We start from the raw sequence: 25,158 nt of genomic DNA, 5'->3' as shown, positions 1-25,158 counted from the left end.
CTTTCAGGCAAAGCTCAGACGGTGGCCGGGTCGAGCCGTTTGTCCCCGGTGAGATAATTTTTGACGTAGTCAGCGACAGCTTCCGCCAGCGACCATTGGCAGCCTGCGTAGCCAGCCTCGGTTAGCTTGGCCGTGTCGGCCTGGGTGAAGTACTGGTACTTGCCCCGCAGCTGCTCGGGCATCTCGATGAACTCGATCTTTACCGGCAGGTCAAGGGCCTCGAAGATCGGGGTGACCAGTGATATCCAGGTGTTAGCCTGCCCGGAGCCGAGGTTGTAGAGTCCACCGGCTTTCGGGTTCTCGGCCAGGTGGAGGGTCATGTCCACCGCATCCTTCACGTAGAGGAAGTCGCGCTTCTGCTCACCATCGGCGTAGTCGGGATGGTAGCTTTTGAAAAGGCTGACGCTGCCGGTATCCCGGATCTGTGCGAACGCCTTGTGGACGACACTGCGCATGTCGTCCTTGTGGTCTTCGTTCGGGCCGAAGACATTGAAATACTTCACACCGATGATCTGGTCGAGGAAGCCGTTGCGCTGGGCGTACAGGTCAAAGAGGTGCTTGGAGTACCCGTACATATTCAGTGGGCGCAGGCGGGACAGTTCGGGGTCCTTGTCGTCCATGCCCTGGGCGCCGTCGCCATAGGTGGCGGCGCTGGAGGCGTAGGTGAAGCGGCAGCCCTTGTGCAGGGCCCACTCGGCGAGCACCTTGGTGTACTCGTAGTTGTTGTGGACGAGGTAGCGGCAGTCTTTCTCGGTCGTGGCCGAGCAGGCTCCCAGATGGAAAATCGCGCGGATGTCGTTAAAGTCCTCCAGCTCGTCGATCAGGTCGTCGGCCTCGACGTAGTCGGCGAAGCGCAGCGGGACCAGATTCTTGAACTTGTCGTCCTCACCGAGGAAGTCGCTGACGAGGATGTTGTCGTAGCCGCGTTTGTTCAGCGCCCAGATCAGGGAGCTACCGATGAATCCGGCACCGCCGGTGACGAGAATGCGGCCTTTATCAAGAACAGACATAGTTGACTTTAGAGCTGAGAGAGTTCGACTGAGCGGCGCTGGGCGGCGCTCAAGGCTTGGGTCACGACAGAGCGCAGATTGTTCCCGGTGAATGACTCGAGGGCGGCCTGGGTCGTGCCACCGGGTGAGGTGACATGGTTGCGCAGGGTCTCGGGGTCCTCGGGGGAGGCGTCCATGAGCAGGGCTGAGCCGAGCACGGTTTGCTTGGCCAGCATAGCAGCGGTGGTGCGGTCAAGACCGAGCGAAACGCCGGCCTCCTCCATCGCTTTAGTGAATTCAAAGACGTAGGCAGGGCCGGAGCCGCTGAGGGCGGTCACGGCGTCGAGTTGTTCTTCGGGCAGGGAGACGGTCAGCCCGAGTGCTCCGAGGATGCCCTCGACGGCGGATTGGTCCGCATCACTGAGCGTACTGCGTGAGGCAAATGCGGTCGCACCGGCGCCGATCTGGCCGGGGGTGTTGGGCATGGCGCGCACGAGGTTGCGGCACTGCGGGAACTTCGCCCCGAGTCGCTCCAGCGTGGTACCGGCGAGGATGGAGATCACGAGCTTGCCCTCCGTGAGCGCAGTCAGCCCTGTGTCCAGTGCGCTGAACTGCTGCGGCTTGCAGGCGAGGACCATGATGTCCGCCTCCGGCAGCAGGCTGGCCAGGTCGCGGGAGAACCCGATCCCGGTTTGTTGGGCCAGGGAAGGCCCGGTGTCGTCGTCGCCGCAGGTGCAGGCCAGTTCTTCAGGCTTGTAGAGCTGCTTGCGGATGAGGCCGCCGATGATAGCCGAAGCCATACGGCCGGCGCCGAGGAAAACCACTTTTGCCATAGTTGGAAATTAACCGATCGTCCGTCCGGCCATTTGCTCCGGTACGGTCTTGGAGATCGGATAGCTGACGACGGCGCAGGTGCCGCCGCTCGGGCGCTCTTGTAGGTCCAGATCTCCGCGCAGGTTGCGGATCGCGTGGCGGGCCATGGTGAGCCCGAGCCCCCGGCCTACGGAAGTCTTGGAGGTGATAAACGGTTCGAAAATAGTGTCACGGATGTTCTCGGGGATGCCCGTTCCATCGTCGTTGACTTTAATCAGCAGGCGCTGGGAATCGCCTATATCGACCAGTTCGGTCTCGATCCAGACCTCGCGGTTTTCGTCCGGCTCGTTTTTCGGGTAGGACTCCCAGGCGTTGATGAGCAGCTTGCCAATGATGCTCTCCACCACCTCGGCATTACTGGTGAGGGTAAATTCCTCCGGCAGTTCGTTGGTGATGGTGACAGTGGTCTCCACGCCGGACTCCTCCTTGAAGCGCGTGATGCTGCTCTCCAGGATGTCTTGCAGGTTGAGCGGGGTCAGGGCGACGCGCTCGTTGGTGGCGATGGTGCTCAGCTGCCGGATGATGTTGACCATGCGGCTGATGGCCTGATCCATCAGGGTGACGCTGCGCTGCACCATGTCCGGGCTGTCAAAGCCGTTCTTGAGCAGGTCGAGGTAGCCGACGACGACCCCGAGCAAATTGTTCAGGTTGTGGGCGATACCCTGCGTGATGGCGCCGATGGCTGCGGTCTTGCGCGAGTCGGCCAGACGCATCTGGAGGTCCATGTTCTCACGGAAAATCTCCTGCAGCCGCAGTTGTGTCTTAACGCGGGCGAGGGTTTCGTCCAGGTCGATGGGCTTGGTGATGTAGTCCACGCCCCCGGCGCTGAGGCCCTCCAGCTTGCCCTCCTTGGAGGACTTGGCGGTGATGAAAATAATCGGAATGGCCTTGGTGTCCTCGTTTTCCTTGAGACGCTGGCAGGCTTCGATGCCGTCCATCTCAGGCATCATGACGTCGAGCAGGATCAGGTCAGGCGGGTTGCTCTTGACCGCTTCGAGGCACTCCAGCCCGTTATAGGCGGTCTGCACGACATAGCCCTCCCGCTCAAGCTTACGCTGAAGTAGCTTGATGTTGATGGGCTGATCGTCGACAACGAGAATTTTAGCGGGCTTCACAGCGCGGAGGTGTTTTGAAGTTCCCTGCTATGATGAGCGGGTTCCTGTGCCTAGCGCAAACCCATTTTTTGCGTTATTGGCGGGCTCAGGGCTTATTCGGCGATCACAACCGTGCGGCAGATGAAGTCATGCCCGGTCCGCCTGTTGCGGTTAAACAGGCAAACGAGGAAATTCACCCACAGCAGGGGGATGGCGAAGAGCAGGGTGAGAGCCTTGATGGCACCGCGCACCGTGCTTTCCATGAAGCGCGGAGGTTGACCGGTATCGAGCCGCATCGTTCGCAGCCCAAAGGTACGCTTGCCCAGGGTCGTGCCCTTGAAAAAGCCCTCCAGCAGCCCGAAATAGAGCCAGTAGATAAGCGCCATCACCGTCCAGGCGTAGGTGATCATGTCGATGATCGCCGGATTTTCCTCAAAACGCGGCATGGTCGGAGTGGGTTCGCCCGCGTTTTGGGCCTCTTCGACAGCGGCGGCGTAGTGATCGACGGCCTGTGTAAACTCCTGCATCCCCTCGTAGTGGTTCTGAGGGAGCAGGATTTTTACCAGCAGAAACAGGCTGATGAAGAACAGCAGCAGGAAATCCATGACAAAGGCCAGAAACCGCACCCCCAGCCCGGCACGCCGCGGTAACGGCATGAGCGGAGGCTTGGAGCTTGCCTGAGGCAGGGGAGGGGGAGTCTGGCTGGCCATGGGACAGACTCAGGACTGGCTCAGCTTGAACGCCTTGACCGTGTTTTTCATCAGCATGGCGACGGTCATGGGGCCGACACCGCCGGGGACCGGGGTGATCTGGCTGCACTTGGGCGCTACGGCCTCAAAGTCCACGTCCCCGACCAGGCGGTATCCGCGCTTGCGGCTGGCATCGTCCACGCGGTTGATGCCCACGTCGATGACGACAGCGCCTTCCTTGACCATGTCGGCGGTGATGAAATTAGCCCGGCCAATCGCGGCGACGACGATGTCCGCCTGCGAGGTGACTTCGGCCAGATTCTGCGTGCGCGAGTGGCACATGGTGACGGTGGCGTCGCCCATCTCGGCTTTCATGCCGAGCAGCAGGGCAACAGGCTTGCCCACGATGAGGCTGCGACCGACGACGGCCACGTTTTTGCCCTTGGTCTGGACGCCGCTGCGCTGGAGCAACTCAATGATGCCGGCGGGGGTGCAGGCGACAAAGGCGGTCGGGTCCTCCTGGCAGAGCTTGCCGAGGTTGGCGGCGTTAAAGCCGTCCACGTCCTTGAGCGGGGAGACGCGGTTAAAGACGGCGCGCTCGTCCATATGGGACGGGAGGGGGGCCTGCACGAGGATGCCGTGGACGCCGGGGTCGGCGTTGAGCTCGTCGATGAGCATAAACAGCTCCTCCTGCGTCGTGCTCTCGGGCAGGACGCACAGGCGGCTCTCGATGCCGACTTCACCGGCCACGCGCTGCTTTTTGTTGACGTAGGATACCGAGGCGGGGTCTTCGCCCACACGGATAAAGGTCACGCAGGGCTCGCCCATGAGGGAGGCGACTTCCTTGCCGACGTCGGCCAAAACCTGTTTCGATATCGCGTTACCATCAATCAATTCCATCCCCCGAAACAAAGCCCCTCGTACACGCTTGGCAATGCCATAACGCAAGGAGTGCTGCCCACCGGCAATTGCATACCAATTGGTGATGCGTCAGCATCACAGGTGCAGGACGTGTCCTGCTTAGTGCGTGAGGCGCACAAATTTCGCGCGGATGACGATCGGCACGGTGCCGCCAACCTTTTCCGGGACGCCTTCGACGATGACGGGCTTGCCCAGGTAGGCTTCGATCGGGGAGACCATGAGGGCGTTCTCGATGTCCACGTAGGCGAAGCGTTTACCGGCTTTATCGGTAAGGACGAATTTGTAGTCGGGGCCGAAAAAGTTCAGGTTAAAGCCACTGACACGCGAAAAAGTTCCCTCGTAGAAGCTCGGGACCTCGCGGCTGAGAATGTTGTTCTGCGAAGGGCTGGAGGGCAGGACCGGCGCGTAGCCGGGGGCGGGCAGCTTCGGGCGCGGTGTGGTCACAGGGGCCTGCTGCGGTGCGGGAGCGGGCCGGGGGGCGGTGGCAACCGGAGCCTTGGGGGTTGGTTGCGGAGCAGCTGGGACGGCTTCGACCACTTCCAGCTCCTCGACGGCGATGATTTCGCCCCCTTGCTGGGTGACGGGAATCGTGCTCATGGCCATGCCGGAGGCGTTGGCGGAGCCTGCCGGTGTCGAGGCGACAGCCGGAGCGCTGCTACTGGAGACGCTGACCGGGCGCTGGGCGGCAGCCACGGAGGGCAGCGGCGAGAAAATCTCGGGGTTGCGGTAGTAGACGTGGCCCTTGCCCTGATAGGAAACCGTTGACCATTGTCCGCTGCGGTCGATGACCTTGGCGTTATCGCCGATCTGGATGCGGGCGATGATGCCGCTGTCAGTGCTCTTGCGGATGAAGAGCCGTGCGCCGGGGTTAAAGGTGCCGTCGCTATTGGTCGCGGCCGTCTGGACGAAGCCGACGTAGTGGCCCGGATAAGCGATCCGGTACCAGTCGTTGTCGACCTTGCCGTTCACGACCGGGTGCTCGGGCGCGAGGGCCTCGGCCTCGGAGAGCGGCACGGTCTGGAAAGCCACGGCAGCTGCCTCCGGCTCCAGATAGAGGTTCACGGCGGGCTGGGCGCTCAAAGCAGTCATTCCCAGCAGGGATAAAATGGCGATTAGGCTACGCATCGCTAGTGCCTAAACCTATCACGCAAAGCTGCCTGAGGGTCAACTGGAAAAGGCGTTTTGGCCTTCGAGTCAAAGCTCCTTCAGGGGGCCGAGTCTGTCTGGTTGGTCGATCGCTCCGCACCCAATCCGGTTACGATCCCGGCTTGGAGGCGGGGATGGAGGCCAGCTCGGGGGGGAGCTTGTCGGCCTCGTAGGTCGGGAAGCTCAGCTCCAGCAGAGAGGTCAGCGGCACCTCAAAGGTGGTCTGCCCCTGGCTGCGGTCCACCAGCACGGCCACGCCGGTGCAGTTGCCGCCCTCGGCCTTGACGATGTCGAGCGCCTCGCGCACGCGCCCGCCGCGGGTGATGACGTCCTCGACCACGAGGATGCGTTCGCCCGGCTCGATCTTGAAGTTGCGGCGCAGAGCCAGCTTGTCGTCCACTTTTTCGACGAAAAGAAATCGCGCGTCCGCCTGGCGGGCGACTTCCTGCCCGATGACGAGCCCACCCATGGCGGGGGCGACCACGGTGTCAAAGGTGTCCGTGCCGACTTTTTCGAGCAGCAGCTCGGCCAGCCGGGTCACTTGCTTCATGCGTTCGCACACCCGGGCGCACTGAAAAAAGTGCCCGCTGTGCAGCCCGCTGCGCAGCACAAAGTGCCCCGTAAGCAGGGCACCGGTTTCCTTAAAAATACTCAATACTTCGGCTTGGAGATCGGACATGGAGGGGTAGATAAGGGCGCAGCGAGCTGCAGGTCAAGTGAACTGGTGTCAAAAGTACTCCGCCTCCAGCCCGCCGGACTGAATGCGCCTTTACTGCTTACTCTATCGTTTCTTCTAAATAAATGAAGTCTCCATTCTTAACCAGAATCCTAGATAGCGCTGCCCAACTCTCGTCCGGTTTAGAGGTATTGATGTTTTCAATTCGGATGAGCTTATCGCTGTGGATGTTGGCAATAATGATGGGGTTTCGGAATAACCGAGTGAGGCCGCCTGCTCGGCTGACGATAGCTGTAAGGCTTTCACTGGGCTGACAGCTGTACACCCCCGGTTTTTCAATCGCTCCCTGTAACAGTGCGCGGGGTACGCCTTGCTCCTCGGGAGGAGGCGTGAGTTTACCAATAATGTCTGCGGGCAACTCTCCAGTCAGATAGTCCACTGTGATGCGGATGCCATTCTCTGCTGCCCGGCAGGGGAGAACACTAAAAAACAGGATCGAGAGAATGAGAAATGACCGCTTCATGTGGCGTACGATTCATGGTGGCCGGTGGTTGTCTGCTTGTCAAACGGCGAGTGTATGTCCTGTTCTCCGGGAAAAGGTGATCCAGAATCTGCTCGGTCACGAATCGCCACCGGATGCACGCACAGGGGCAGCGACTGAAAGGAGCGATGGGGCGGAGCCCCATCATTGTTCTGTGCGGTCACGCCCATCCGCAAAAAGGGGTTACGGGAACGGGCCGGTGGCCTACATAGACCAACTTTTAGTCTGAATGTATCTCCGCGAACTCGTTATCAACGGCTTTAAAAGCTTTGCCGACCGCACGCGCGTCCAGCTGGACAAGGGTGTGACCTGTATTGTCGGGCCTAACGGCTGCGGCAAGAGCAACATCGTGGACGCGATCCGCTGGGTGCTCGGCGAGCAGTCTGCCAAGGCCATACGCTTCCGAACGTGTCGCGGATAAGAATCGGGCAGTTTCGGTTGCATTCGAACAAACTGCCCGTTTAGTCCGAAGCGTGCCCGCCGAAAAACCATCAACGGACCCGAAGCGCAAACGCTCCTTTGGAGGAGTGGTCTCCGCCCTCGTCTGCCTGGCTTTGCTTGCTCTGGCCGCCTACTTCTTTTTCGCTCCTGCCCCGGAGCGTGAGACGAGCCAGAAGGCCCCGCCGCCTCCGCCGGTGTTGACGACCGAGGTCGAGGAAGTCGTCTGGGACGAAACGGTCCGCGCACTGGGCACGGTCCGTGCCAACGAGCAGGCTATGCTCGCCCCCAAGATCACCGAGCGGGTGACGAAGGTTAATTTCGAGTCCGGCCAGCACGTCAAGGAGGGGGACCTGCTCGTCCAGCTCAATGATGCCGAGCAGCAGGCCCAGCTCCAGGAGATGCAGGCCAGCCTGGACGAGCGCTCACGCCAGCTTGAGCGCGTGCGTTCGGTCGAGGACAGCGGGGCGCTTTCACGTTCGGTGATCGATGAGGAGGTGTCCCGTTATAATATGGCGCGTGCGCAGGTCGATCTGGCCAAGGCCCGCGTCGAGGACCGCCGCATCTACGCGCCCTTTGACGGCGTGGTCGGGCTGCGCGATGTCAGCCCCGGTGAGTTGGTGGAGGCCGGTGACGACCTCATCGAAATCATCGACCTGACCCCGGTTAAAGTGGATTTCACCGTCCCCGAGCGCCATTTCGCCCAGCTTCAGCCCGGCCAGAAAATCAGCGCCCGCGCGGAGGCCTATCCGGACCGCATCTTCGAGGGCGAGGTCCGGTCGGTATCTCCCCGGATCGACCCCATCAGCCGTGCGGCTCAGGCCCGCGCCTTTGTCCCGAATGCGGATTTCGCCCTGCGTCCGGGGATGCTTCTGGTCGTGGAGCTCAACTTCGGCAGCAAGACCGTGCGGGCCGTTCCCGAGAGCGCTTTGAGCCCGATCGGGGACCAGCAGTTTATCTACCGTGTCACAGCCGAGGGCACCGCCGAGCGTGTGCCGGTGCAGATCGGCCGCCGCCTGAAGGGCATGGCCGAGATCCTCGAAGGGCTTGAGAGCGGAGAAACGATCGTCACCCACGGGCACCGTGCCCGCGAAGGGCAGCCGGTCAACGTGTTAACCGAGGAGCAGGTCTTTACCCGCTCCAGTGACTCCTGACCCCGACGAGCCGTGCATATTTCCGAACTATCGGTTAAGCGCCCGGTCTTCGCAGCCGTTCTGAGTCTGCTGTTGATCGTGGTCGGGTACCTGTCCTTTCGGCAGTTGCCGGTGCGTGAGTACCCGGACATTGATCCGCCCATCGTCTCGGTCGAGACGACCTATCCGGGCGCGTCCGCCGCCGTGGTTGATACCAAGATCACGCAGCTTCTGGAGGACCGCATCAGCGGGATCGAGGGCATCCGCTCGATCACTTCCTCCAGTGAGGATGGTCAGTCCGACATCAGCATCGAGTTTGAGCTCAGCCGCAACATCGACAACGCCTCGAACGACGTGCGCGAGCGCGTGGGGCGTGCGCTGGATAATCTCCCGGTCGAGGCCGACCCGCCGGAAATCTTCAAGGTGGACTCCAGCGGCGACGTCATCATGTGGTTTAACCTCGCCAGCGATAACCTCAATGGCCTGGAGCTGACCGACTACGCCGACCGCTACCTGGTGGACCGCCTCTCGACTGTAAACGGCGTGGCCCGCGTCCGTATCGGCGGCTCGCGCGAGTATTCGCTGCGTGTGTGGCTGGACCGCGACGCGATGGCCGCTCGCGGCATCACGGTGGCGGATGTCGAGGAGGCGCTGCGTGCCGAGAACGTCGAGCTGCCCGCCGGGCGCGTCGACTCCTCCGACCGCTACTTTACCGTGCGTACGCAGCGCGGCTATCAGACGGAGGATGACTTTGCCCGGCTCGTGGTCGGGGAGGGCGCTGACGGCCACTTGATCCGCCTGGGCGAGGTCGCCGAGGCGCGGATCGGTGCGGTTGAACACCGCCAGGAGTTGCGCGGTAACGGCCAGGACATGATCGGGCTGGGAATCATCCCGCAGTCCACGGCCAATACCCTGGAGGTGGCTCGTGGCGTGAAAAAAGAAGTCGAGCGTATCCAGGAATCCCTGCCGGAGGGGACGCGCTTGTTCAGCAGCTACGACCGGACGCTTTTCATCGAGGACTCGATCAACGAGATTTACGTTTCACTGTTGATCGCCCTGTTGCTGGTCGTGCTGGTGATCTTCGCTTTTCTGGGCAGTGTGCGGGCCGTGCTGGTGCCGGCGGTTACTGTGCCCATCTCGCTCATCGGGGCGCTCATCTTTTTGCAGTTCATGGGCTACTCCCTGAACCTGCTGACGCTGCTGGCTCTGCTTCTGGCCATCGGTCTGGTGGTGGACGATGCCATCGTGGTGTTGGAAAATATCTACCGCCGCATCCATCTGGGCGAATCTCCGCCGCTGGCCTCTGTGCGCGGGGCCAAGCAGGTGAGCTTCGCCGTCATCGCGACCACGTTGGTCCTGATCGCGGTGTTTGTGCCGATTGGTTTCCTCTCCGGTAATACCGGGCGCCTCTTCAGTGAGTTCGCCTTTGCGCTGGCGGCTGCGGTCGGGGTGTCGAGTATCATTGCGCTGACGCTATCGCCCATGATGTGCTCGTTTTTGTTGTCCACCGGGCAGACAGAGGGACGCTTTGCGCAGCAGGTGGACCGCTCACTGCACTATGCCGGGAGCTTGTATCGCCGCTGGCTGGACCGTGCGCTCACGCGCCCGCTGGTCGTCGCGTGTGTGATCCTGTTGGCCGCCGGAGCGATGGTCTTTAGTTTCAAGCAGCTGGACTCTGAGTTCGCCCCGCGCGAGGACCGCGGTGTGTTCTTTGTCCTGATGAACGCCCCGGAAGGCGCGAGCTATGAATACTCGCAGCAGTACATGCGCGAGATCGAGAACGACCTGATGCCACTGGTCGAGGCGGGTGAGGCCAACCGTATTCTGGTGCGCACGCCGCGCAGCTTCGGCAGCCCCAATTCCTTTAATGGCGGCATGGCTATCGTGGTGCTGGAGGACTTTGACCAGCGCCGCTCCTCCCACGAGATCGTGGGGGAGGTTGCTCCCAAGTTCGGGCGTCTGGCCGGTGTGCGGGCTTTCCCCGTCCAGCGTAGCGGGCTGACCCGTAACGTCGGCGAGCCGGTACAGTTCGTCATCGGGGGTAATACCTACGAGGAGCTGCGCGAGTGGCAGGACATTATCCTGGAGGCTGCCCGCGACAACCCGAATCTGCTCAACGTCGATACGGATTTCAAGGAGACCAAGCCGCAGTTTCGCGTCAACGTCGACAAGGAGCGCGCCGCCGACCTCGGCGTGTCCCTGCGCCAGATCGGACAGACGCTGGAGACGTTCTTCGGCTCGCGCCGGGTGACGACCTTCCTGGAACGAGGGGAGGAGTACGATGTCATCCTGCAGGGCCGTGACAGCGACCGCGAGACCACGACCGACCTGACAAATATCTATGTGCGCTCCGAGGAGAGCGGCACGCTGATTCCCCTGAGTAATCTGGTCGAAATCACCGAAACCGCCGAGGCCTCCACGCTCAACCGCTTTAACCGCCTGCGGGCGGTGACCATCTCCGCGAACCTGGCCGAGGGCTACACGCTGGGTGAGGCGTTGGAGTTCCTGCGCGGAACCGTGCGTGAGAAGCTGCCCGCCCGTGCCCAGATCGACTACAAGGGCGAGTCGCGCGAGTTTATCGACGCGCAGGGGGCGATCTACTTTGTCTTCGGCTTCTCGCTGATCATGGTTTTCCTTGTGCTTGCCGCGCAGTTTGAGAGCTGGATTCACCCCTTTACCATCCTGTTGACGGTGCCCCTGGCCATCGCCGGTGGACTGTGGGGGCTGGTGTTTATCGGCGGCACGCTGAATATCTTTTCGCAGATCGGTATTGTCATGCTGGTCGGCCTGGCGGCTAAAAACGGCATCCTCATCGTGGAGTTTGCCAACCAGCTCCGTGACGAGGAGGGCATGAGCGTGCGCGACGCCATCCTGCGGGCCTCAGAGCTGCGCTTGCGTCCGATTGCGATGACGGCGATTTCGACCGTTTTCGGAGCGATTCCGCTGGTGCTGGCCACCGGGGCTGGCTCGGAGAATCGCATGACGATCGGTATCGTGATCTTCTTCGGCGTGTCGCTGGCCTCGCTGCTGACGCTGTTCGCGGTGCCGTGGGCCTACAACTTCCTGGGCCGCTTCACCTCCGGCCCCAACGCGCGCGCCCAGCGCATCGAAGCCGAAGCCAGCCAGAAAGCTTTCAAGGAATGACGCCCTTTCCCCATCTGAAAACGACTGTGCCCGCCCTCGTTGCCCTGGGGGTAGGAGGGTGCATGGTCGGCCCCGACTATGAGCGCCCGGACCTGGAGACGCCTGCCGAGCTGCGCTACGAGGATAAAGCCACGCAGGAGCGTATGTCTGCCCAGTGGTGGGCTGCCTACGATGACCCGGAGCTGACAGCCCTGATCGAAACCGCCACGGAAGCTAACCCTGACATCGGAGCTGCCTTGGCACGGGTGGACCGTGCTGCCGCCTCGGTTGGTGTGGCCCGCTCAGAGCTTTTCCCGCAGGTGGACTTTTTCACCGAGGCGGTGCGCCAGCGCAGCTCGGGTAATCAGACCCAACCCTACGGGGATGCCAGCACGCGCAATAATTTCTCCTCGGCTCTCGGGCTGGCCTGGGAGCTGGATGTCTGGGGGCGGGTTCGCCGCCTGAGTGCTTCCGCGCTGGCTGAAGCGCAGGCGCAGGCCGATGCCTACGGCTACGCCGTTGTCCTCGTGCAGACCATGGTCGGGCAGCAGTACTTTGAGATTCGTACGCTCGACCAGCGCATCGAGTTTCTGGAGCGGACGGTGAAGGGGCGCAGGGAGTCGCTCGATCTGGTGGAGGTTCGGCGCTCCAGCGGTCTGGCCGATGATCTGGAGTTTTTTCAGGCCCGTACGGAGTGGTCCATCGCGCGTTCGGAGCTGGAGGGTTTTCGTCGCCGCCGGGCCTTGGCCGAAAACGCCCTGGCCATCCTCCTGGGCGCTTATCCGAGCGATTTTTCTGTGTCTGCCGATCCTGACTGGGTGCCGTACCTGCCGCCCTCTCCGGGCGCCGTGCCCTCCACGCTCTTGGAGCGCCGCCCGGACCTCGCCCAGGCCGAGAACCTCGTCCGTGCTGCCAGCGAGCGTATCGGTGCCCGTACGGCCGAGTACTTTCCGCGCATCATGATCACCGGGGATGTGGGCTTTTCCGCCGCCGACGCGGGGAACTGGTTTACCCGCTCCAGCCTGTTTGGATCGTTGGGGCCGAGCGTGAGCATGCCGGTTTTCAACGCCGGGCGTGTTGCCAGCCAGGTCGATGAGGCCAAGGCCGAATACCGCGAGCTGCTGGAGTTTTACCGCGGGCAGGTGCTGACGGCTTTCCGGGAGGTCGAGGACGCGCTGGCTGCCTTGGAGACCCTGCGCCATCAGATTGCCGCCCAACGCGATGCCGCCACGGACGCTCGCTCGGCCGCCGATCTGGCCCAGCAGCGCTATGAAAACGGGCTGGTCAACTATTTGGAGGTCGTGGACACCGAGCGCACCGCCCTCAACAACGCCCTCATCCTGGCCGAGCTCGAAAACGCGCTCTATGCCCGCCAGCTCGACCTCATCCGTGCTCTCGGGGGTGGCTGGACCCGGCCCGATCTGGATTCGCTCGACGATACGGAGGCCCTCAAAAACAGCCTGCTCAACGCCGCCCCGCCTCAGCCCTCCGAGCAGGACCTCAAGTGAGGTGTGTTTTTAGCTGGCATGCCCGGTGCTCCCTGAGCGGATAGTGAGGGGAATCCCCGGCTGCGGCAGGGGCCTGTCTTTCTCCCCCTCCGTGCCCATCCGCAAAAAGGGGTTGCGGGAACGTGCCTGTGGGCCTACATAGACCAACTTTTAGTCTGAATGTATCTCCGCGAACTCGTTATCAACGGCTTTAAAAGCTTTGCCGACCGCACGCGCGTCCAGCTGGACAAGGGTGTGACCTGTATTGTCGGGCCTAACGGCTGCGGCAAGAGCAACATCGTGGACGCGATCCGTTGGGTGCTCGGCGAGCAGTCCGCCAAGGCCATGCGCGGGACCAAGATGCTGGACGTGATTTTCCAGGGGACCGACCGGCGTAAGCCGCTGCCTTCCTGCGAGGTGTCGCTCATCTTCTCGGACTGTGAGGCCGAGCTGGGGACGCGCTTTAATGAGGTGGAAATCACCCGTCGCGTGGACCGTGAGGGTGGGGGCGACTACTTCATCAATGGCAAGCGCTGCCGCCTGAAGGACATTCAGAACCTGTTCATGGACACCGGGGTTGGCCGTGCCAGCTACTCGTTTATGATGCAGGGGCAGATCGACCAGATCCTTTCCTCGAACCCGCAGGAGCGCCGCACGATCTTTGAAGAGGCCGCCGGGATCACCCGCTACAAGGCCCAGCGCAAGGAGGCTCTGAACAAGCTCGCGCTGGTCGACCAGAACCTTTCGCGCGTCACCGACGTGATCGAGGAGGTGGGCCGCCAGATCGGCTCCCTCAAGCGCCAGGCCAGTAAGGCCCTGCGCTACCAGCGTATCAAGCACCGCCTGACGCACCTCGACCTGGCCTGGAACACCTTCCAGTACGCTCGCCGTAAGGGCGCGGTCGCCGATGTGGAGAAAAAGGCCGAGCAGCTGCGCTCCGAGGTCAGCCGCCTTTCTGCCCATCTGTCCGAGGCCGAGCTGGGGCTGGAAACCCAGCGTGCCGAGCGCACCGAACTCTTTGCCGCCCTGCAGGAGGCCCAGCAGGCCGTCTCCGACCTGCGCTCGCAGATGGAGAACGCCGCCAACCAGGCCGACTTTGCCGAGGTGCGTATCGGGGATGTCTCCAAGCGCATCGAGGAGATCGAGACCGAGCTGGTGGGCCTGGAGCAGCAGCGCTCCTCGCTCGACGAGAAGGCCGCCTCCACCGAGCAGGACAAACAGATGGCGCTCGACCTCATGGGCAACTCCGACGAGGCCTTTCGCGAGCGTAACGAAGCTTTTCAGGGCCTGCTGGCCAACCTGCGTAACTCCGAAAACTCGCTGGAGGAACTCAAGCGCGACCTCTTGATCAAGGAGGGCTCGCTCACCCGTCTGCGCTCCCAGTGCACGACGCTGGAGGTGGATTTGAAGACCTTTCAGGTCAAGCACGGGGACCTCAGCGACGGCGTCTACCAGACCCGTGAGCAGGGAGAGGTGCTGGCTGCCCGGCGTGATGAGACCGCCCGTGTCCTGGAGGAGCGTGAGCGCCAGGCCGAGGAGGCTGCCGCATCCGTCAGCCAGGCTCAGGAGGATGTCCAGCGCCTGCGCGGCGAGTTCCGTGAGCTGCAAAAGGAGATCCAGGAAATGGACCGCACGGTCGCCCGCCAGAGCGCGAAGCTGACCACGCTGGAAGACCTCCAGAAGCGCTTCGAGGGCTTCTCTGCCGGGGCCAAGGCCATTCTTCAGGGCAAGCTCGACGAAGTCGTTGCCCGCGATCAATTTCACCCGCTGACGGCCTTGCTCGACATCAACGAGGGATACGCTGGGGGGATTGAAACCCTGCTGGGCGGCTCTGCTGACGCCATCGTCCTGCGGGACAAGTCCCGCGCTTCCGAGGTCATGGCCGCGCTGGAAGAGCGCAAGCTCGGGCGCGTCTGCCTGCAGGTTGCAGCTCCCGCCTCGGGTACCGCCAACGAGGGCCTGCCGGAGTGGCTCGTGCCCGCACACACGGTGGCCCGTGGCCGCGATGATTCCGCCAAGGAGCTGGTCAGTAATTTCCTCGAAGGCTGCTACCTGTGCGAGAGCCTGGGGCAGTTTCTCGACTTCTGGGCCGAGCGGCCGGACTTTAACTTTACGCTCGTGGCCACTCAGACCGGCGAGTTGATCGACCGCCGGGGTCTGGTCTTCGGTGGCGGCCCCCGCAAGGGCCAGCAGGAGCAGAGCTTTATCCAGCGCGTGGCGCTCATTAAGCAGCTGCGTACGCAGATTACCGAGGACAACGAAAAGCTGACTCAGCTCAACGAGCGGGCGATGCAACTGCAGTCCGACATGGACGCGGCCGATCAGGCTGTCGAGGAGAACCGCCAGCGCGAAAACGAGATGCGCCAGGAGCTCTCCAGTCTCAAGGCTGAGCTGCGCGCCGTCGAGAGCTCGATCAACGAGAACCAGCACGCCCTCAACCGCCAGCAGAAGCAGCTGGAGGAGTTGGAGGCAAACCGCGAGGACGCCGAAAAGCGCCTTGAGGAGGGGCGGGCCAGTCTCGACGGGGCAGAGGCCGCCCTCAACGAGCAACGCGAGAAAATTTCAGCCACCGAGAGCGGACTCCAGCATATGCGTACTGAGCGCGATGCTCACCAGGAGGGCCTGGCCGAGGTACGCCTAGAACTGGCGGAGAAGCGCCAGCGTCTGGAGCTGCTGGACCGTGGCCTGACAGAGGCCCGTTCGCAGGCTCGCGAGCTTGAGGAGCGTCTGCTGCGCCGCCGTCAGGAGGCCGACACGCTCCGCAGTCAGGTTGAGGAGTTGGAGACTAACTCGGAGACCCAGCGCGCCCGTGCCACCGAGATCGAGAAGACCCTTTCCGTCACCAGCGAGACTCTCGCGGGTAAGCGCGAAGCCCTCAACACCGTTGAGGCCGCCATCCGCGAGTACGAGAACGAGCTGGGTGGCGAGCGCACCGAGCTGCGCGAAAAGGAAACCGCCCTCAACGGCTGCGAGGTTAAGCTGGCCGAGGAGCGTTCGCAGACCAATTTCCTGGCCGACAAGGTCATGACCGAGTACGAGCGCGACATCCAGTACATCGACTGGAAGAAGGAACTCTGGTCCGCTGACGAGAAGTTCGAGACTCGGATCAAACTCGACGACATTGACGAGGACGAGGGCTTGGTCGCCAAGTCCAAGGGCGAGCGTGGTGAGCCCACCGCCGAGGACTTCGCAGCCATGGACGATACCGACTGGTCGAGCGTGGAGGATGAGATCCGCGACCTGCGCAACCGCATCCACTCGCTGGGCGCGGTTAACCTCGTGGCCATCGAGGAGTACGCCGAGCTCAAGGAGCGCTACGACTTCCTCAACTCCCAGAGCGAGGACCTCTGGAAGTCCAAGGAAGAGCTGCTCAAGGCCATCGACGAGATCAACACGACCTCGCAGCAGATGTTCTCCGAGACCTTCGAGCAGATCCGCAAAAACTTTAAGTTCACCTTCGAGAAACTCTTTGGTGGCGGTCTGGCCGACCTCGCCCTGATCGAGGCCGAGGACATCCTCGACTCCGGGATCGAGATCACCGCCCGCCCTCCCGGTACGAAGCTGAAGACGCTTTCGCTGCTCTCCGGGGGCCAGCGCACCATGACGGCCGTGGGCCTGCTGTTCGCGATCTACATGGTCAAGCCCAGCCCCTTTGCCGTGCTCGACGAGCTGGACGCTCCACTCGACGACGCGAACATCGGGCGCTTCGTCGGCATCCTGAAGCAGTTCACGAAGTACTCGCAGTTCCTCGTGGTCACGCACAGTAAGCGTACCGTCTCTGCCGCTAACTCGATCTACGGCGTCACCATGCAGGAGCGCGGAGTCACCCGCCTGGTCTCCATGCGCTTCAACTCCGAGACCGACGAGGCTATCGAAGTCGAGGAAGCCGGTGCCGGGATCTGAGATAGCGCTTCTTCCGCCAGCTTTTATCATGGACCTTCCTCCTCCGCCCCCTCCTCCTCCCGCCGATTACGACGTCCGCTACAGCGATAACTACGAGCGCTCGCTCCTCGATATCTGGCTGCCCGAGTCCGACGAGCCGACGCCGGTTTTCATCTTTTTCCATGGAGGCGGATTTAAGCGTGGTGATAAGAACGGCGGTATCGGGAAGACACGTCTGTCGTTGATGATGGACCGGGGCGTCGCCGTGGTCAGCGTCGAGTACCCCGTGATCGGAGACGCCCATCAGGAGACCGGGGAAACGATTCCCGATCTGGACCACCGGGGTTACGTTCCCATCGCGCAGGAGGCTGAGCTGGCCGTCGATTTTCTCATCGAGCATGCGGCCGAGTACAATATCGACCCGGAGCAGATCGTCCTGTGTGGCAGCTCGGCGGGCGCTCTTATCGTCGAGTATCTCAGCTACGGCACGGACCTGCCCATCGCCGCGTGCCTGGCCATCGCTCAGCCCTACCGCTTTGACGAGTACGAGGATCTTTTCCACGGGAGACCGATCCCGCTGACCCTTTTCAGTCACGCCGACTATGAGGATATTGTTCACCATCCCCGCTACACGGAGTTGATGGCCGAACGCTGCCGTGAGCTGGGAATACCCGTCACTGTGTTTGGTGACAGCAATAACGACCTGCCGAAGCTCCCCGCCGGTACGGATCTGTTTGTGTATGTCTACGATCAACTGATGGCGGCCCCGGCCGGCCAGTAAAAAGATCGTTCCCGATCGGGCGTGCCGAGAGCGTAGGCTAGGGGACGCTGGCTAGTGTCGCTTAAGCGGAGGAACTTTGCGTCGTTAGAGGATGTCTCTCTTGCCATAACGAACCATGAGTGAAATCCGCATCCGCCCCGCCCGCCCCGAGGACGAGCCCGCCATCTGGGAAATTTTCAGCCGCGTCGTCGCCGGTGGCGATACCTACGTCTTTCCGCAGGACTCCAGCCCGGAGCTTTTCCGCGCGCACTGGATCGCGCACAAGCCCTTTGTCGCCGAGATTGACGGTGAGATCGTTGGCACCTGCATCATCAAGCCCGTGCAGATGGGGCTCGGCTCGCACATCTCGAATGGCTCCTACATGGTCCACCCCGACCACCACGGTAAGGGTGTCGGGCGCGCGCTGGGCGAATTTTCTTTAAAACACAGTCGTGAGGAGGGCTACCGGGCCATCCAGTTTAACATCGTGGTCTCCACCAACGAGGCCGCTGTGTCCCTGTGGACGAAGCTCGGCTTCCGCATCATCGGGCGCTGCCCCGGCGCCTTCAAGCATGCGACCCGCGGCTACGTGGACACGCTCGTCATGTATCAGGAGTTGTGAGGGGTTCCTCCTCGAGGCGTTTAGGTCCGCCGAGTTTTGCCATGACAGCCGCAATGATTAGGAAATGGAGACCGACCACAAAGCCTACCGGTCCTTCATTTGTCGGTGAGGTTTGGGAGAAATTCAGGCCGAAGTAAAAGGGTACTGCATATTTTACACCGTGAATTACGACGCCGATTGAGGCGAGTAAGGATGTCCATACTGCCAACCATCGCCAGCCGGGGTACTTCCCACAGAGGGCAGCACCGAGGATAATCAGCCCGAGGGGGATGAGTGAACAGATCAAGACCGGATTCATCAGGTCGCTGAGAGGCAGACTTCCGTCCACCGTGCTCAGGTTTTGGAAGATCGTCATTCCGCACAGGGCGATAATGATAAGTCTGAGAATGAGTCGAAGGATATTCATTGGAGAGGCGGTAAAAAGGATCTACCCGCTACCTCACAGGCACGCCAGTAAAATAAAAATCCCGACCCCATAGGCGGCGAGGGTGAGGTAGTAGGGCATCCACTGTTTGTGGTCCATGCCGGGCTCCTTGCCGAAGGAGACGACGTTGCCGGCGAGCTTTTCCGGTGCCGGGCGTTTCGTGCTCAGGCTGACGGCGTAGCCGACCACCCAGGCGGCGATGAGCCCTGACACGTTCCACCACAGAAACGACACCTGCGGGGCGCAGACCCACAGTGCGGTGTTGACGCCCAGCCCTGCCACCAGACCGCTGATCGCTCCGGCGGCGTTGATCCGGCGCGAGAGCATCCCCATGGTAAAGATGGCCAGGAGCGGGCCGTTCATGAGCGAGGAGATCATGTTGATCGCCACCAGGATCGACCCGGCCAGCTGATCCACGAAGAAGGAAAAGCCCAGGCAGAGCATGCCCCAGAACAGCGTGGTCAGCTTCGACCAGATGAGCTGGGCGCGCGAGCTCAGCTCCTTCTTGCTGAAGCGCTCCACGAAGTCCTGCATCGTGACCGCGCTCATGGAGTTCAGTGTCGAGTCCAGCGAGGACATGGCCGCGGCAAACAGCCCCACCATGACCAGCCCGATCAACCCGTGGGGGAAGTGGTGCGTGACGAAGACCGGCACCGCCAGGTCAAAGCGCGGGTTCCCGTCTGGCCCCAGCAGGGACATGATAAAGTCTTTGTGCAGGGCGGAGTAGGCCCCGATGGCCACGCCCAGCATGCAGTAGCTGGCTACCAGCGGGAAGCGCAGTATCCCGCCGATGAACAGCGCCAGATTCGTCTCCCGGATGTTGCGGGTGGAGAGGCTGCGCTGGGCCTGTGTCTGGTCGCAGCCGTAGTAGGCCAGATAGAGGAAAAATCCGCCGATCGCCATCGGCCAGAAGGCAAAGGTGTCGCCCTTGTTAAAACCGAAGTCGCCCAGTTGGAGAGCCGCCGAGCGCGCCTCGGGGAAGTTTGCCCAGGTGGCCGTCCAGCCACCGTTCAGGTACAGGGCCATGCCGAGTGCGGCCAGAATCGAGCCCCACAGGATGATGATCTGGATCACGTCGGAGACGATGACGGCCTTCATCCCGCCAAGCATGTCGTAGACCGCCGTGACCACGCCCAGTGTGATTGCCGCCAGCGTCATGTCGATGCCGGTGGTCAGGTGGACGACCAGTGCCGCCCCATAGACCGTCACCCCGGTGGCAAAGGCCCTTAGCAGCAGAAAGGTTGCGCTCATCAGCAGCCGTGTGCTCAGGGAGAAGCGTTTCTCCAGATAGGCGTAGATCGAGACCAGCCCGAGGCTGCGCAGCTTGGGCATGAGAAAGGCCATCAGCACAATCATGGCAAAGGGCACCGCCAGCTCGTTCTGGAGCCAGACCAGCCCGCCTCCAGCTACGAAGGCCACGGTCGCCGGGGCACCCAGCAGGCTATTCGTGGAGCACTGTGTGGCCATGGTGGAGAGGGCGATGGGCAGGGGCCCGGTGTTGTTCCCACCCAGATAATAGTCCTTCTGGTCACGCTGGCGCAGGGACAGCCACGCACTCAGACCGATCATGCCGACGAGGTAGAGCACAACGATCGTCCAGTCCAAGGCGTTCATGGGACCAAAGGCTTAGCAAAGCCGCGCCCCCATGGCGAAACAAAGTTTCTACTCTCTGGGCGAGTGTTGTTAGGATGTTGGGCATTAGCTTTTGAGCGTTATTTTATAAGCTAAGTGAATATTGAGAATGGGTTACATGCGTGTGCTTGTTTTGTCACAGCCTTATGAAGATACTCTGCCAACTCTCCACCGGTTGCTTGCGGTATGGACACGAGCTTCATTTCATCAGACGCCATCCCCTTGATCGCCTTGGTTGCAGGCGCATTGCTTGTGTTCGTCTTCGCGTTGTGCTTTGGCCAGGGTGGTCAGACGCCTGCCCCGGGAGCCCCCGTTCCGGGCCAGGAGATGGAGTCGGGCTTGCCACGAGTGGCATATCTGGAGCCTCCGGTTTTACCGTCGCACTTGGAGTTTTGGGGCATACGGCCCGAGACGGTTTTGAGGTTTACGGTGAGCAAAACCGGCAAGGCAACCAACATAAAGATGGTGCGCACGACCCATCTGGAGGTGGTGGCGATATGCACAGAGGCTGTGCGCCGCGCGTCCTTTTTGCCGCTGAGGGACCCCGATGGGGAGGCTGTGGAAGCTCCCATGGTGCTTACCCTGTGCCCTGTTTCTGCCAGGTCGCTCAAGCGTAAGCCTCGTGCCCAGCCAGCACCGTCGCTGGTGGATGCTGGCTAAGCTCGCCGTCTGAGCACCTCCGCGCGAGGTTAGACGCTTTTCTGCCTAGACAATCTCAGCCTTGAGGGGTATGTCTCGCTCTTTTTACGAGTGATGAAAATCTATATAAACGGCACGTATTACGAGCGACACGAGGCAAAGGTGTCGGTCTTCGACCATGGCTTCCTCTACGGGGACGGTATCTTCGAAGGCATTCGCGTATACGAAGGCTGTGTTTTCAAGCTCGATGAGCACCTCAAGCGCCTCGAGTACTCCGCCAAGGCTATCATGCTCGATCTGCCCTGGACCCGCGCCGAGATCTCCGAGGCCGTCTGTGAGAGCTGCCGCCAGAATGGCGTGACCGACGGCTACATCCGCCTCATCGTCACGCGCGGTGCCGGTGCGCTCGGGCTTTCTCCCAAGAGCTGCAGCGATCCGCAGATGATCATCATCGCCGACCAGATTGAGCTGTACCCGCCCGAGATTTACCAGAAGGGCCTTAAGGTCATCACATCGGCCACCCGGCGTAACAGCCCGGCAGCGCTGCCCCCGATGGTCAAGAGCCTGAACTACCTCAATAACATCATGGCGAAGATTGAGGCGGGCAACCTCGGCTACGCTGAGGCCATCATGCTCAACAACGAGGGCTACGTGGCCGAGTGCACCGGGGATAACCTCTTCGTGCTGCAGGGCGGTAAGCTCTTCACTCCGCCGGTTGCCTCGGGCTCGCTCACGGGTATCACCCGCGAAGCCGTGCTGGAAATCGCGGCCGATCTCGACGTGCCGGTGGTTGAGTCCCTGCTCACCCGCTATGATTTGTGGGTGGCCGAGGAGATGTTCCTCACCGGCTCAGCGGCGGAGATTATCGGCGTGATCGAGGTGGACCACCGCAAGATCGGAGACGGCACCCCCGGCCCCGTGACCCAGCGCTTCCTCGAAGCCTTCCGTGCCCGCGTGACCCAAGACGGCACCATGCTCTAAGGTCTCTTTTCAGTATTCATAAAAAAGCCCGGTTCGTGATCGAACCGGGCTTTTTGTTTAAATGATTCAGCTTTCTGGACGAAGCTATTCGCTGTCCGAGCCGCGGCGTTCTTCCTCACGGCAGTCGTTCATGACGCGCAGCCAGACCTCGCGCAAGTCGAAGAGCGTGCGTGTCGTCTCGGACTGGAAGAGGTTGAGGATGCGATCGTTCTTGATCGAGAGCTTCTGGAGGAGGGCCAGGCTGTGGTTGAGCGCGGAAAGCGAGTTCTTCAGGTGGCAGATAGTCAGGTTGTAGTCGCCCATGTCCAGGGCGTTGATGGCCATGACTGCGTTGATCTCGCCAGCGTGTAGGCTCGCCCCGAAGCGCCCCACCATGACCGGGCTGATCGAGCGCTGGTTCTGGAGCGTGAACATCTCCCAGCACTTGAAGAGGTGCTGGTAAAGTCCATGCGTGACGATAAAGACCGGGTGCTTGTGGATCGTGTACGGATCCATGTCACCTTCGCTGGAGCTGCGCGGGCGCTCGTTTTCTTCCTGGGCGTCGAAGTCCGTGTCTTCGACCATTTCGCCGGGGGACCATTCTTCCCGGTCCCAGCCCATGATGCGGGCGATGGCGTCCAGGTGATCAGGCTCGTGTTTGAGTTTGTGGTAGTGGGTGAGGAAGTCGGAAATTTCGCGTTCGTTCTGCCTCAGGTACCGCTGCCAATCATACTCATTCCAGGCCAATTCTTCATTCTGATCCCAATCTCCGTCTGAAAAGTTTTCGAAATCGAATCCACTCATGTGGTGTGCCTGGGTTGGCGGTTAATGTTGATGCTAAGCTTTCTCAGAAGGTAAAAATTTTCAATCTCCAATTCATGAGAAGTCCTATCGTGCTCTCATCCAGCAGGTAAGAGGCCAATTTTTTTGCATTTCTCTCACCCGAAACCCCGCCTGTTTTGGCTTTTCTACCGCTTGTCACCCTCGAAGCCTGTCTGCTAAAGGGAAACGATATCCTGGCCTAACGTTTGTGCGAATTGCCGAGAGCTGCCGCGCTGGTTTTGCATGCGCTGGTCGGTTGTCAAAAAATTGACCAATCGCTCTCGATCCTCTTACATGGGCGCTCCGATCACCCCTATTTTCCTAAAATCTATGTCCGACACTGTTTTTGCTGCTGATGTACACTTCTCCGGCCATGTCCAGGGAGTGGGCTTCCGCTACTCGACCCTTCAGGTGGCCAAGGAGTTCGCGGTCGTCGGGGAGGTCAAGAATCTGGCCGACGGGCGCGTCTATGTGCGGGCCGAGGGCGAACGGAAAGAGGTCGAGGGGTTTGTCGAGGAGGTGCAGCGCACGCTGCGCTCGTACATCCGCGATACGGAGGTGAAAACAGAAACTTGCCAAGCGAACTATCGTGGCTTTACCATCACGCGTTAATGGAAGCCCCCGCCATTCGTATCCATAATCTCGTCAAGGACTTCCGCATCGGCCTCAGAGGCTGGAAATTGCGGGCCGTGGACGATGTCTCTCTCGATATTAACGATAACGAGGTTTTCGGCCTGCTCGGGCCCAACGGCTGCGGTAAGAGCACGACGATGAAGGTCGTACTCGGTCTGCTGGAGCCGACATCCGGCGGCTGTGAGATCTACGGTACGCCGAGCCGACAGGTGAAGTCCCGGCTCAATGTCGGCTTCTTGCCGGAGGCCCCGTACTTCTACCGATACCTGACCGGCCGCGAGCTGCTCAAGTTCTACGCCAAGGTCTGCCGCGTGGAGCCCCGCAGCATTAAGGCACGCGTGAAAGACGTGCTGGAGATGGTCGGGCTGACCGAGGCGGCTGACCGCCGGGTAGGCACCTACTCCAAGGGGATGCTCCAGCGCATCGGGATCGCCCAGGCGATTGTCCACGACCCGAAGCTTATCATCCTGGACGAGCCTACTGCCGGGGTCGACCCGATCGGCTCAGCGGCTATCGCCGACCTCATCCGCGAGCTGAAAAAGCAGGGCAAGACCATCCTGCTCTGTTCGCACCTGCTGGCGCAGGTCGAGGGCGTGTGTGACCGGGTGGCTATCATGGACCGCGGCAAGGTCGTCCTGGCCGGTCCGGTCGACGATCTGCTGGCCAAGCATGATCAGCAGTCGCTGGTTGTCCAAAACTTTGACCCGGCCGCCAAGGCCGAGATCGAGGCCGTGCTCGCCAAACATGGCGGCAAGCTGCTCGATGTGGGGACGCCACGTATTTCACTGGACGATCTTTTCCTCAAGAGCACCGGGAAGGGAGGGAGCAAGTAGTATGAACGGAGCCTGTCGCCGTATCCTCACCATCGGGCGAAACACTTTTCTGGACGCTGTCCGGCAGAAGTTTTTCAACGCCCTGGTCATTCTTTCCATCGCGCTGATCGTCAGCTCGCGCTTCTTCCGCCAGTTCGACTTCGGGAGTGGAGAGTTGAAGTTCATTGCGGACTTTGGTCTGGGGGCGATCCTGCTCTTCGGTTCAATTCTGGCCGTCGTCGCCACCGCGCAGCTCTTTTACAGCGAGATCGAGAACCGCACCGCGCTGACCATCCTGGCCAAGCCCGTGTACCGCTGGGAGTTCCTGGCGGGTAAGTTTCTCGGCGTGTTCCTGCTGCTGCTCGTCTTCATTCTTCTGATGACGGGTATCCTCGGGATCATGCTCTACTGGCGCGAGAGCTCGCTCATGCAGCGCTTTGGCGACCAGTTTGAGGGTAAGCGCATGGTGAACTACCTGGGGCTGGCCGGTTTTGCGGCGCTCCAGTGGATCAAGCTCGGGGTGCTCTGCGCGATTACGCTGTTCGTCTCCAGTTTCTCGAACACGAACCTCTACTCGGTGGTGGTTTCGTTCTTCGTCATGATCATCTGTCAGCTCCAGTACATTGCCCGCGACAGTTGGGACAGTATCGGCAACCCTGTGATCAAGGGTGTCGTTTGGACGCTTTCACTGCTCTTCCCGAACTTCCAGATGTTCAACGTCGGCGATGTCATGCTTTTCCCGGGCGGGACAGAGACGTTGAGCGCCTCGACGCCGTGGGCCATCGCCGGGTACGGGCTGGTGTACATCATCGTCTTTATCGGCCTGTCCGTCTATTCATTCCGCCGCCGGGAGATCTAAGCC

23 protein-coding genes are annotated in these 25,158 nt (G+C 61.4%); 12 read left to right on the top strand and 11 right to left on the bottom strand.

Annotated elements, in window-relative coordinates; genetic code table 11:
- Nucleotides 1-14: 14 nt before the first annotated feature.
- The 8 genes from rfaD to K0V07_RS02820 form a co-directional block, all read right to left on the bottom strand.
- Complete coding sequence (gene rfaD / locus K0V07_RS02855; RefSeq protein WP_220623026.1) at nucleotides 15-1,010, bottom strand: ADP-glyceromanno-heptose 6-epimerase; 996 nt, start codon at nucleotides 1,008-1,010, stop codon at nucleotides 15-17.
- Nucleotides 1,011-1,018: 8 nt separating this feature from the next.
- Nucleotides 1,019-1,822, bottom strand: a complete 804-nt coding sequence (gene proC, locus K0V07_RS02850; protein ID WP_220623025.1) for a pyrroline-5-carboxylate reductase — start codon at nucleotides 1,820-1,822, stop codon at nucleotides 1,019-1,021.
- Nucleotides 1,823-1,831: 9 nt separating this feature from the next.
- Complete coding sequence (locus K0V07_RS02845) at nucleotides 1,832-2,977, bottom strand: hybrid sensor histidine kinase/response regulator (protein WP_220623024.1); 1,146 nt, start codon at nucleotides 2,975-2,977, stop codon at nucleotides 1,832-1,834.
- Nucleotides 2,978-3,069: 92 nt separating this feature from the next.
- A complete protein-coding gene (locus K0V07_RS02840; protein ID WP_220623023.1) occupies nucleotides 3,070-3,612 on the bottom strand; it encodes an RDD family protein in 543 nt (180 codons plus the stop codon).
- A 63-nt stretch (nucleotides 3,613-3,675) separates the two neighbouring features.
- The gene (locus tag K0V07_RS02835; RefSeq protein ID WP_220623022.1) at nucleotides 3,676-4,545 is read right to left on the bottom strand and encodes a bifunctional 5,10-methylenetetrahydrofolate dehydrogenase/5,10-methenyltetrahydrofolate cyclohydrolase; all 870 of its coding nucleotides are present in this window, start codon (nucleotides 4,543-4,545) and stop codon (nucleotides 3,676-3,678) included.
- Nucleotides 4,546-4,665: 120 nt separating this feature from the next.
- Complete coding sequence (locus K0V07_RS02830; protein ID WP_220623021.1) at nucleotides 4,666-5,691, bottom strand: hypothetical protein; 1,026 nt, start codon at nucleotides 5,689-5,691, stop codon at nucleotides 4,666-4,668.
- Between the two features lie 130 nt (nucleotides 5,692-5,821).
- Nucleotides 5,822-6,391 (bottom strand): orotate phosphoribosyltransferase, encoded by a 570-nt coding sequence (gene pyrE / locus K0V07_RS02825; protein ID WP_220623020.1) that lies wholly within the window; start codon nucleotides 6,389-6,391, stop codon nucleotides 5,822-5,824.
- A gap of 97 nt (nucleotides 6,392-6,488) precedes the next feature.
- Nucleotides 6,489-6,911, bottom strand: coding sequence for a hypothetical protein (locus K0V07_RS02820; protein ID WP_220623019.1), 423 nt, complete (start codon nucleotides 6,909-6,911; stop codon nucleotides 6,489-6,491).
- Between the two features lie 247 nt (nucleotides 6,912-7,158).
- On the opposite strand from K0V07_RS02820, the gene K0V07_RS02815 reads away from it, so the two are divergent.
- From K0V07_RS02815 to K0V07_RS02785, 7 genes are all read left to right on the top strand, one after another.
- Nucleotides 7,159-7,350: an AAA family ATPase gene (locus K0V07_RS02815; RefSeq protein WP_220623018.1), complete on the top strand. Its 192-nt coding sequence runs from the start codon at nucleotides 7,159-7,161 to the stop codon at nucleotides 7,348-7,350.
- Nucleotides 7,351-7,402: 52 nt separating this feature from the next.
- Nucleotides 7,403-8,521: an efflux RND transporter periplasmic adaptor subunit gene (locus K0V07_RS02810; protein ID WP_220623017.1), complete on the top strand. Its 1,119-nt coding sequence runs from the start codon at nucleotides 7,403-7,405 to the stop codon at nucleotides 8,519-8,521.
- Between the two features lie 12 nt (nucleotides 8,522-8,533).
- The gene (locus K0V07_RS02805) at nucleotides 8,534-11,644 is read left to right on the top strand and encodes an efflux RND transporter permease subunit (RefSeq protein ID WP_220623016.1); all 3,111 of its coding nucleotides are present in this window, start codon (nucleotides 8,534-8,536) and stop codon (nucleotides 11,642-11,644) included.
- Nucleotides 11,641-13,131 carry an efflux transporter outer membrane subunit gene (locus tag K0V07_RS02800; RefSeq protein ID WP_220623015.1) on the top strand — a complete coding sequence of 497 codons (1,491 nt, stop codon included), beginning with the start codon at nucleotides 11,641-11,643 and terminating at the stop codon, nucleotides 13,129-13,131. Before K0V07_RS02805 ends, K0V07_RS02800 begins: the two co-directional genes overlap by 4 nt.
- Nucleotides 13,132-13,290: 159 nt before the next feature.
- Entirely contained in the window at nucleotides 13,291-17,013 is a 3,723-nt protein-coding gene (gene smc / locus K0V07_RS02795) for a chromosome segregation protein SMC (protein WP_220623014.1), read from the top strand.
- A 28-nt stretch (nucleotides 17,014-17,041) separates the two neighbouring features.
- Complete coding sequence (locus K0V07_RS02790; RefSeq protein WP_220623013.1) at nucleotides 17,042-17,773, top strand: alpha/beta hydrolase; 732 nt, start codon at nucleotides 17,042-17,044, stop codon at nucleotides 17,771-17,773.
- A 115-nt stretch (nucleotides 17,774-17,888) separates the two neighbouring features.
- The gene (locus tag K0V07_RS02785; RefSeq protein WP_220623012.1) at nucleotides 17,889-18,374 is read left to right on the top strand and encodes a GNAT family N-acetyltransferase; all 486 of its coding nucleotides are present in this window, start codon (nucleotides 17,889-17,891) and stop codon (nucleotides 18,372-18,374) included.
- On the opposite strand, the gene K0V07_RS02780 is transcribed toward K0V07_RS02785, so the two are convergent.
- Both K0V07_RS02780 and K0V07_RS02775 read right to left on the bottom strand, forming a co-directional pair.
- Complete coding sequence (locus K0V07_RS02780; RefSeq protein WP_220623011.1) at nucleotides 18,355-18,780, bottom strand: hypothetical protein; 426 nt, start codon at nucleotides 18,778-18,780, stop codon at nucleotides 18,355-18,357. The two genes, K0V07_RS02785 and K0V07_RS02780, sit on opposite strands and share 20 nt — an antisense overlap.
- A gap of 33 nt (nucleotides 18,781-18,813) precedes the next feature.
- Nucleotides 18,814-20,412: a sodium/solute symporter gene (locus K0V07_RS02775; protein WP_220623010.1), complete on the bottom strand. Its 1,599-nt coding sequence runs from the start codon at nucleotides 20,410-20,412 to the stop codon at nucleotides 18,814-18,816.
- Between the two features lie 204 nt (nucleotides 20,413-20,616).
- On the opposite strand from K0V07_RS02775, the gene K0V07_RS02770 reads away from it, so the two are divergent.
- Both K0V07_RS02770 and ilvE read left to right on the top strand, forming a co-directional pair.
- Nucleotides 20,617-21,090, top strand: a complete 474-nt coding sequence (locus tag K0V07_RS02770; RefSeq protein ID WP_220623009.1) for a hypothetical protein — start codon at nucleotides 20,617-20,619, stop codon at nucleotides 21,088-21,090.
- Nucleotides 21,091-21,183: 93 nt separating this feature from the next.
- On the top strand, nucleotides 21,184-22,050 hold the full coding sequence (gene ilvE / locus K0V07_RS02765) for a branched-chain-amino-acid transaminase (RefSeq protein WP_220623008.1): 867 nt from the start codon (nucleotides 21,184-21,186) through the stop codon (nucleotides 22,048-22,050).
- Between the two features lie 84 nt (nucleotides 22,051-22,134).
- Here the strand turns inward: ilvE and K0V07_RS02760 are convergent, their stop codons facing one another.
- Entirely contained in the window at nucleotides 22,135-22,833 is a 699-nt protein-coding gene (locus K0V07_RS02760; RefSeq protein WP_220623007.1) for a hypothetical protein, read from the bottom strand.
- 348 nt (nucleotides 22,834-23,181) lie between these two features.
- Between K0V07_RS02760 and K0V07_RS02755 the strand changes: the two genes are divergently transcribed.
- From K0V07_RS02755 to K0V07_RS02745, 3 genes are read left to right on the top strand one after another with little or no spacing between them, the layout of a single operon-like run.
- Nucleotides 23,182-23,463, top strand: coding sequence for an acylphosphatase (locus tag K0V07_RS02755; RefSeq protein ID WP_220623006.1), 282 nt, complete (start codon nucleotides 23,182-23,184; stop codon nucleotides 23,461-23,463).
- Nucleotides 23,463-24,317 (top strand): ABC transporter ATP-binding protein, encoded by an 855-nt coding sequence (locus K0V07_RS02750; protein WP_220623005.1) that lies wholly within the window; start codon nucleotides 23,463-23,465, stop codon nucleotides 24,315-24,317. Before K0V07_RS02755 ends, K0V07_RS02750 begins: the two co-directional genes overlap by 1 nt.
- Before the next feature lies 1 nt (nucleotide 24,318).
- Nucleotides 24,319-25,155, top strand: a complete 837-nt coding sequence (locus K0V07_RS02745) for an ABC transporter permease subunit (protein ID WP_220623004.1) — start codon at nucleotides 24,319-24,321, stop codon at nucleotides 25,153-25,155.
- Nucleotides 25,156-25,158: the final 3 nt, after the last annotated feature.

Source organism: Ruficoccus sp. ZRK36 (assembly GCF_019603315.1).
GTDB lineage: Bacteria > Verrucomicrobiota > Verrucomicrobiia > Opitutales > Cerasicoccaceae > Ruficoccus.
This window is presented reverse-complemented; position numbering and strand designations above follow the sequence as displayed.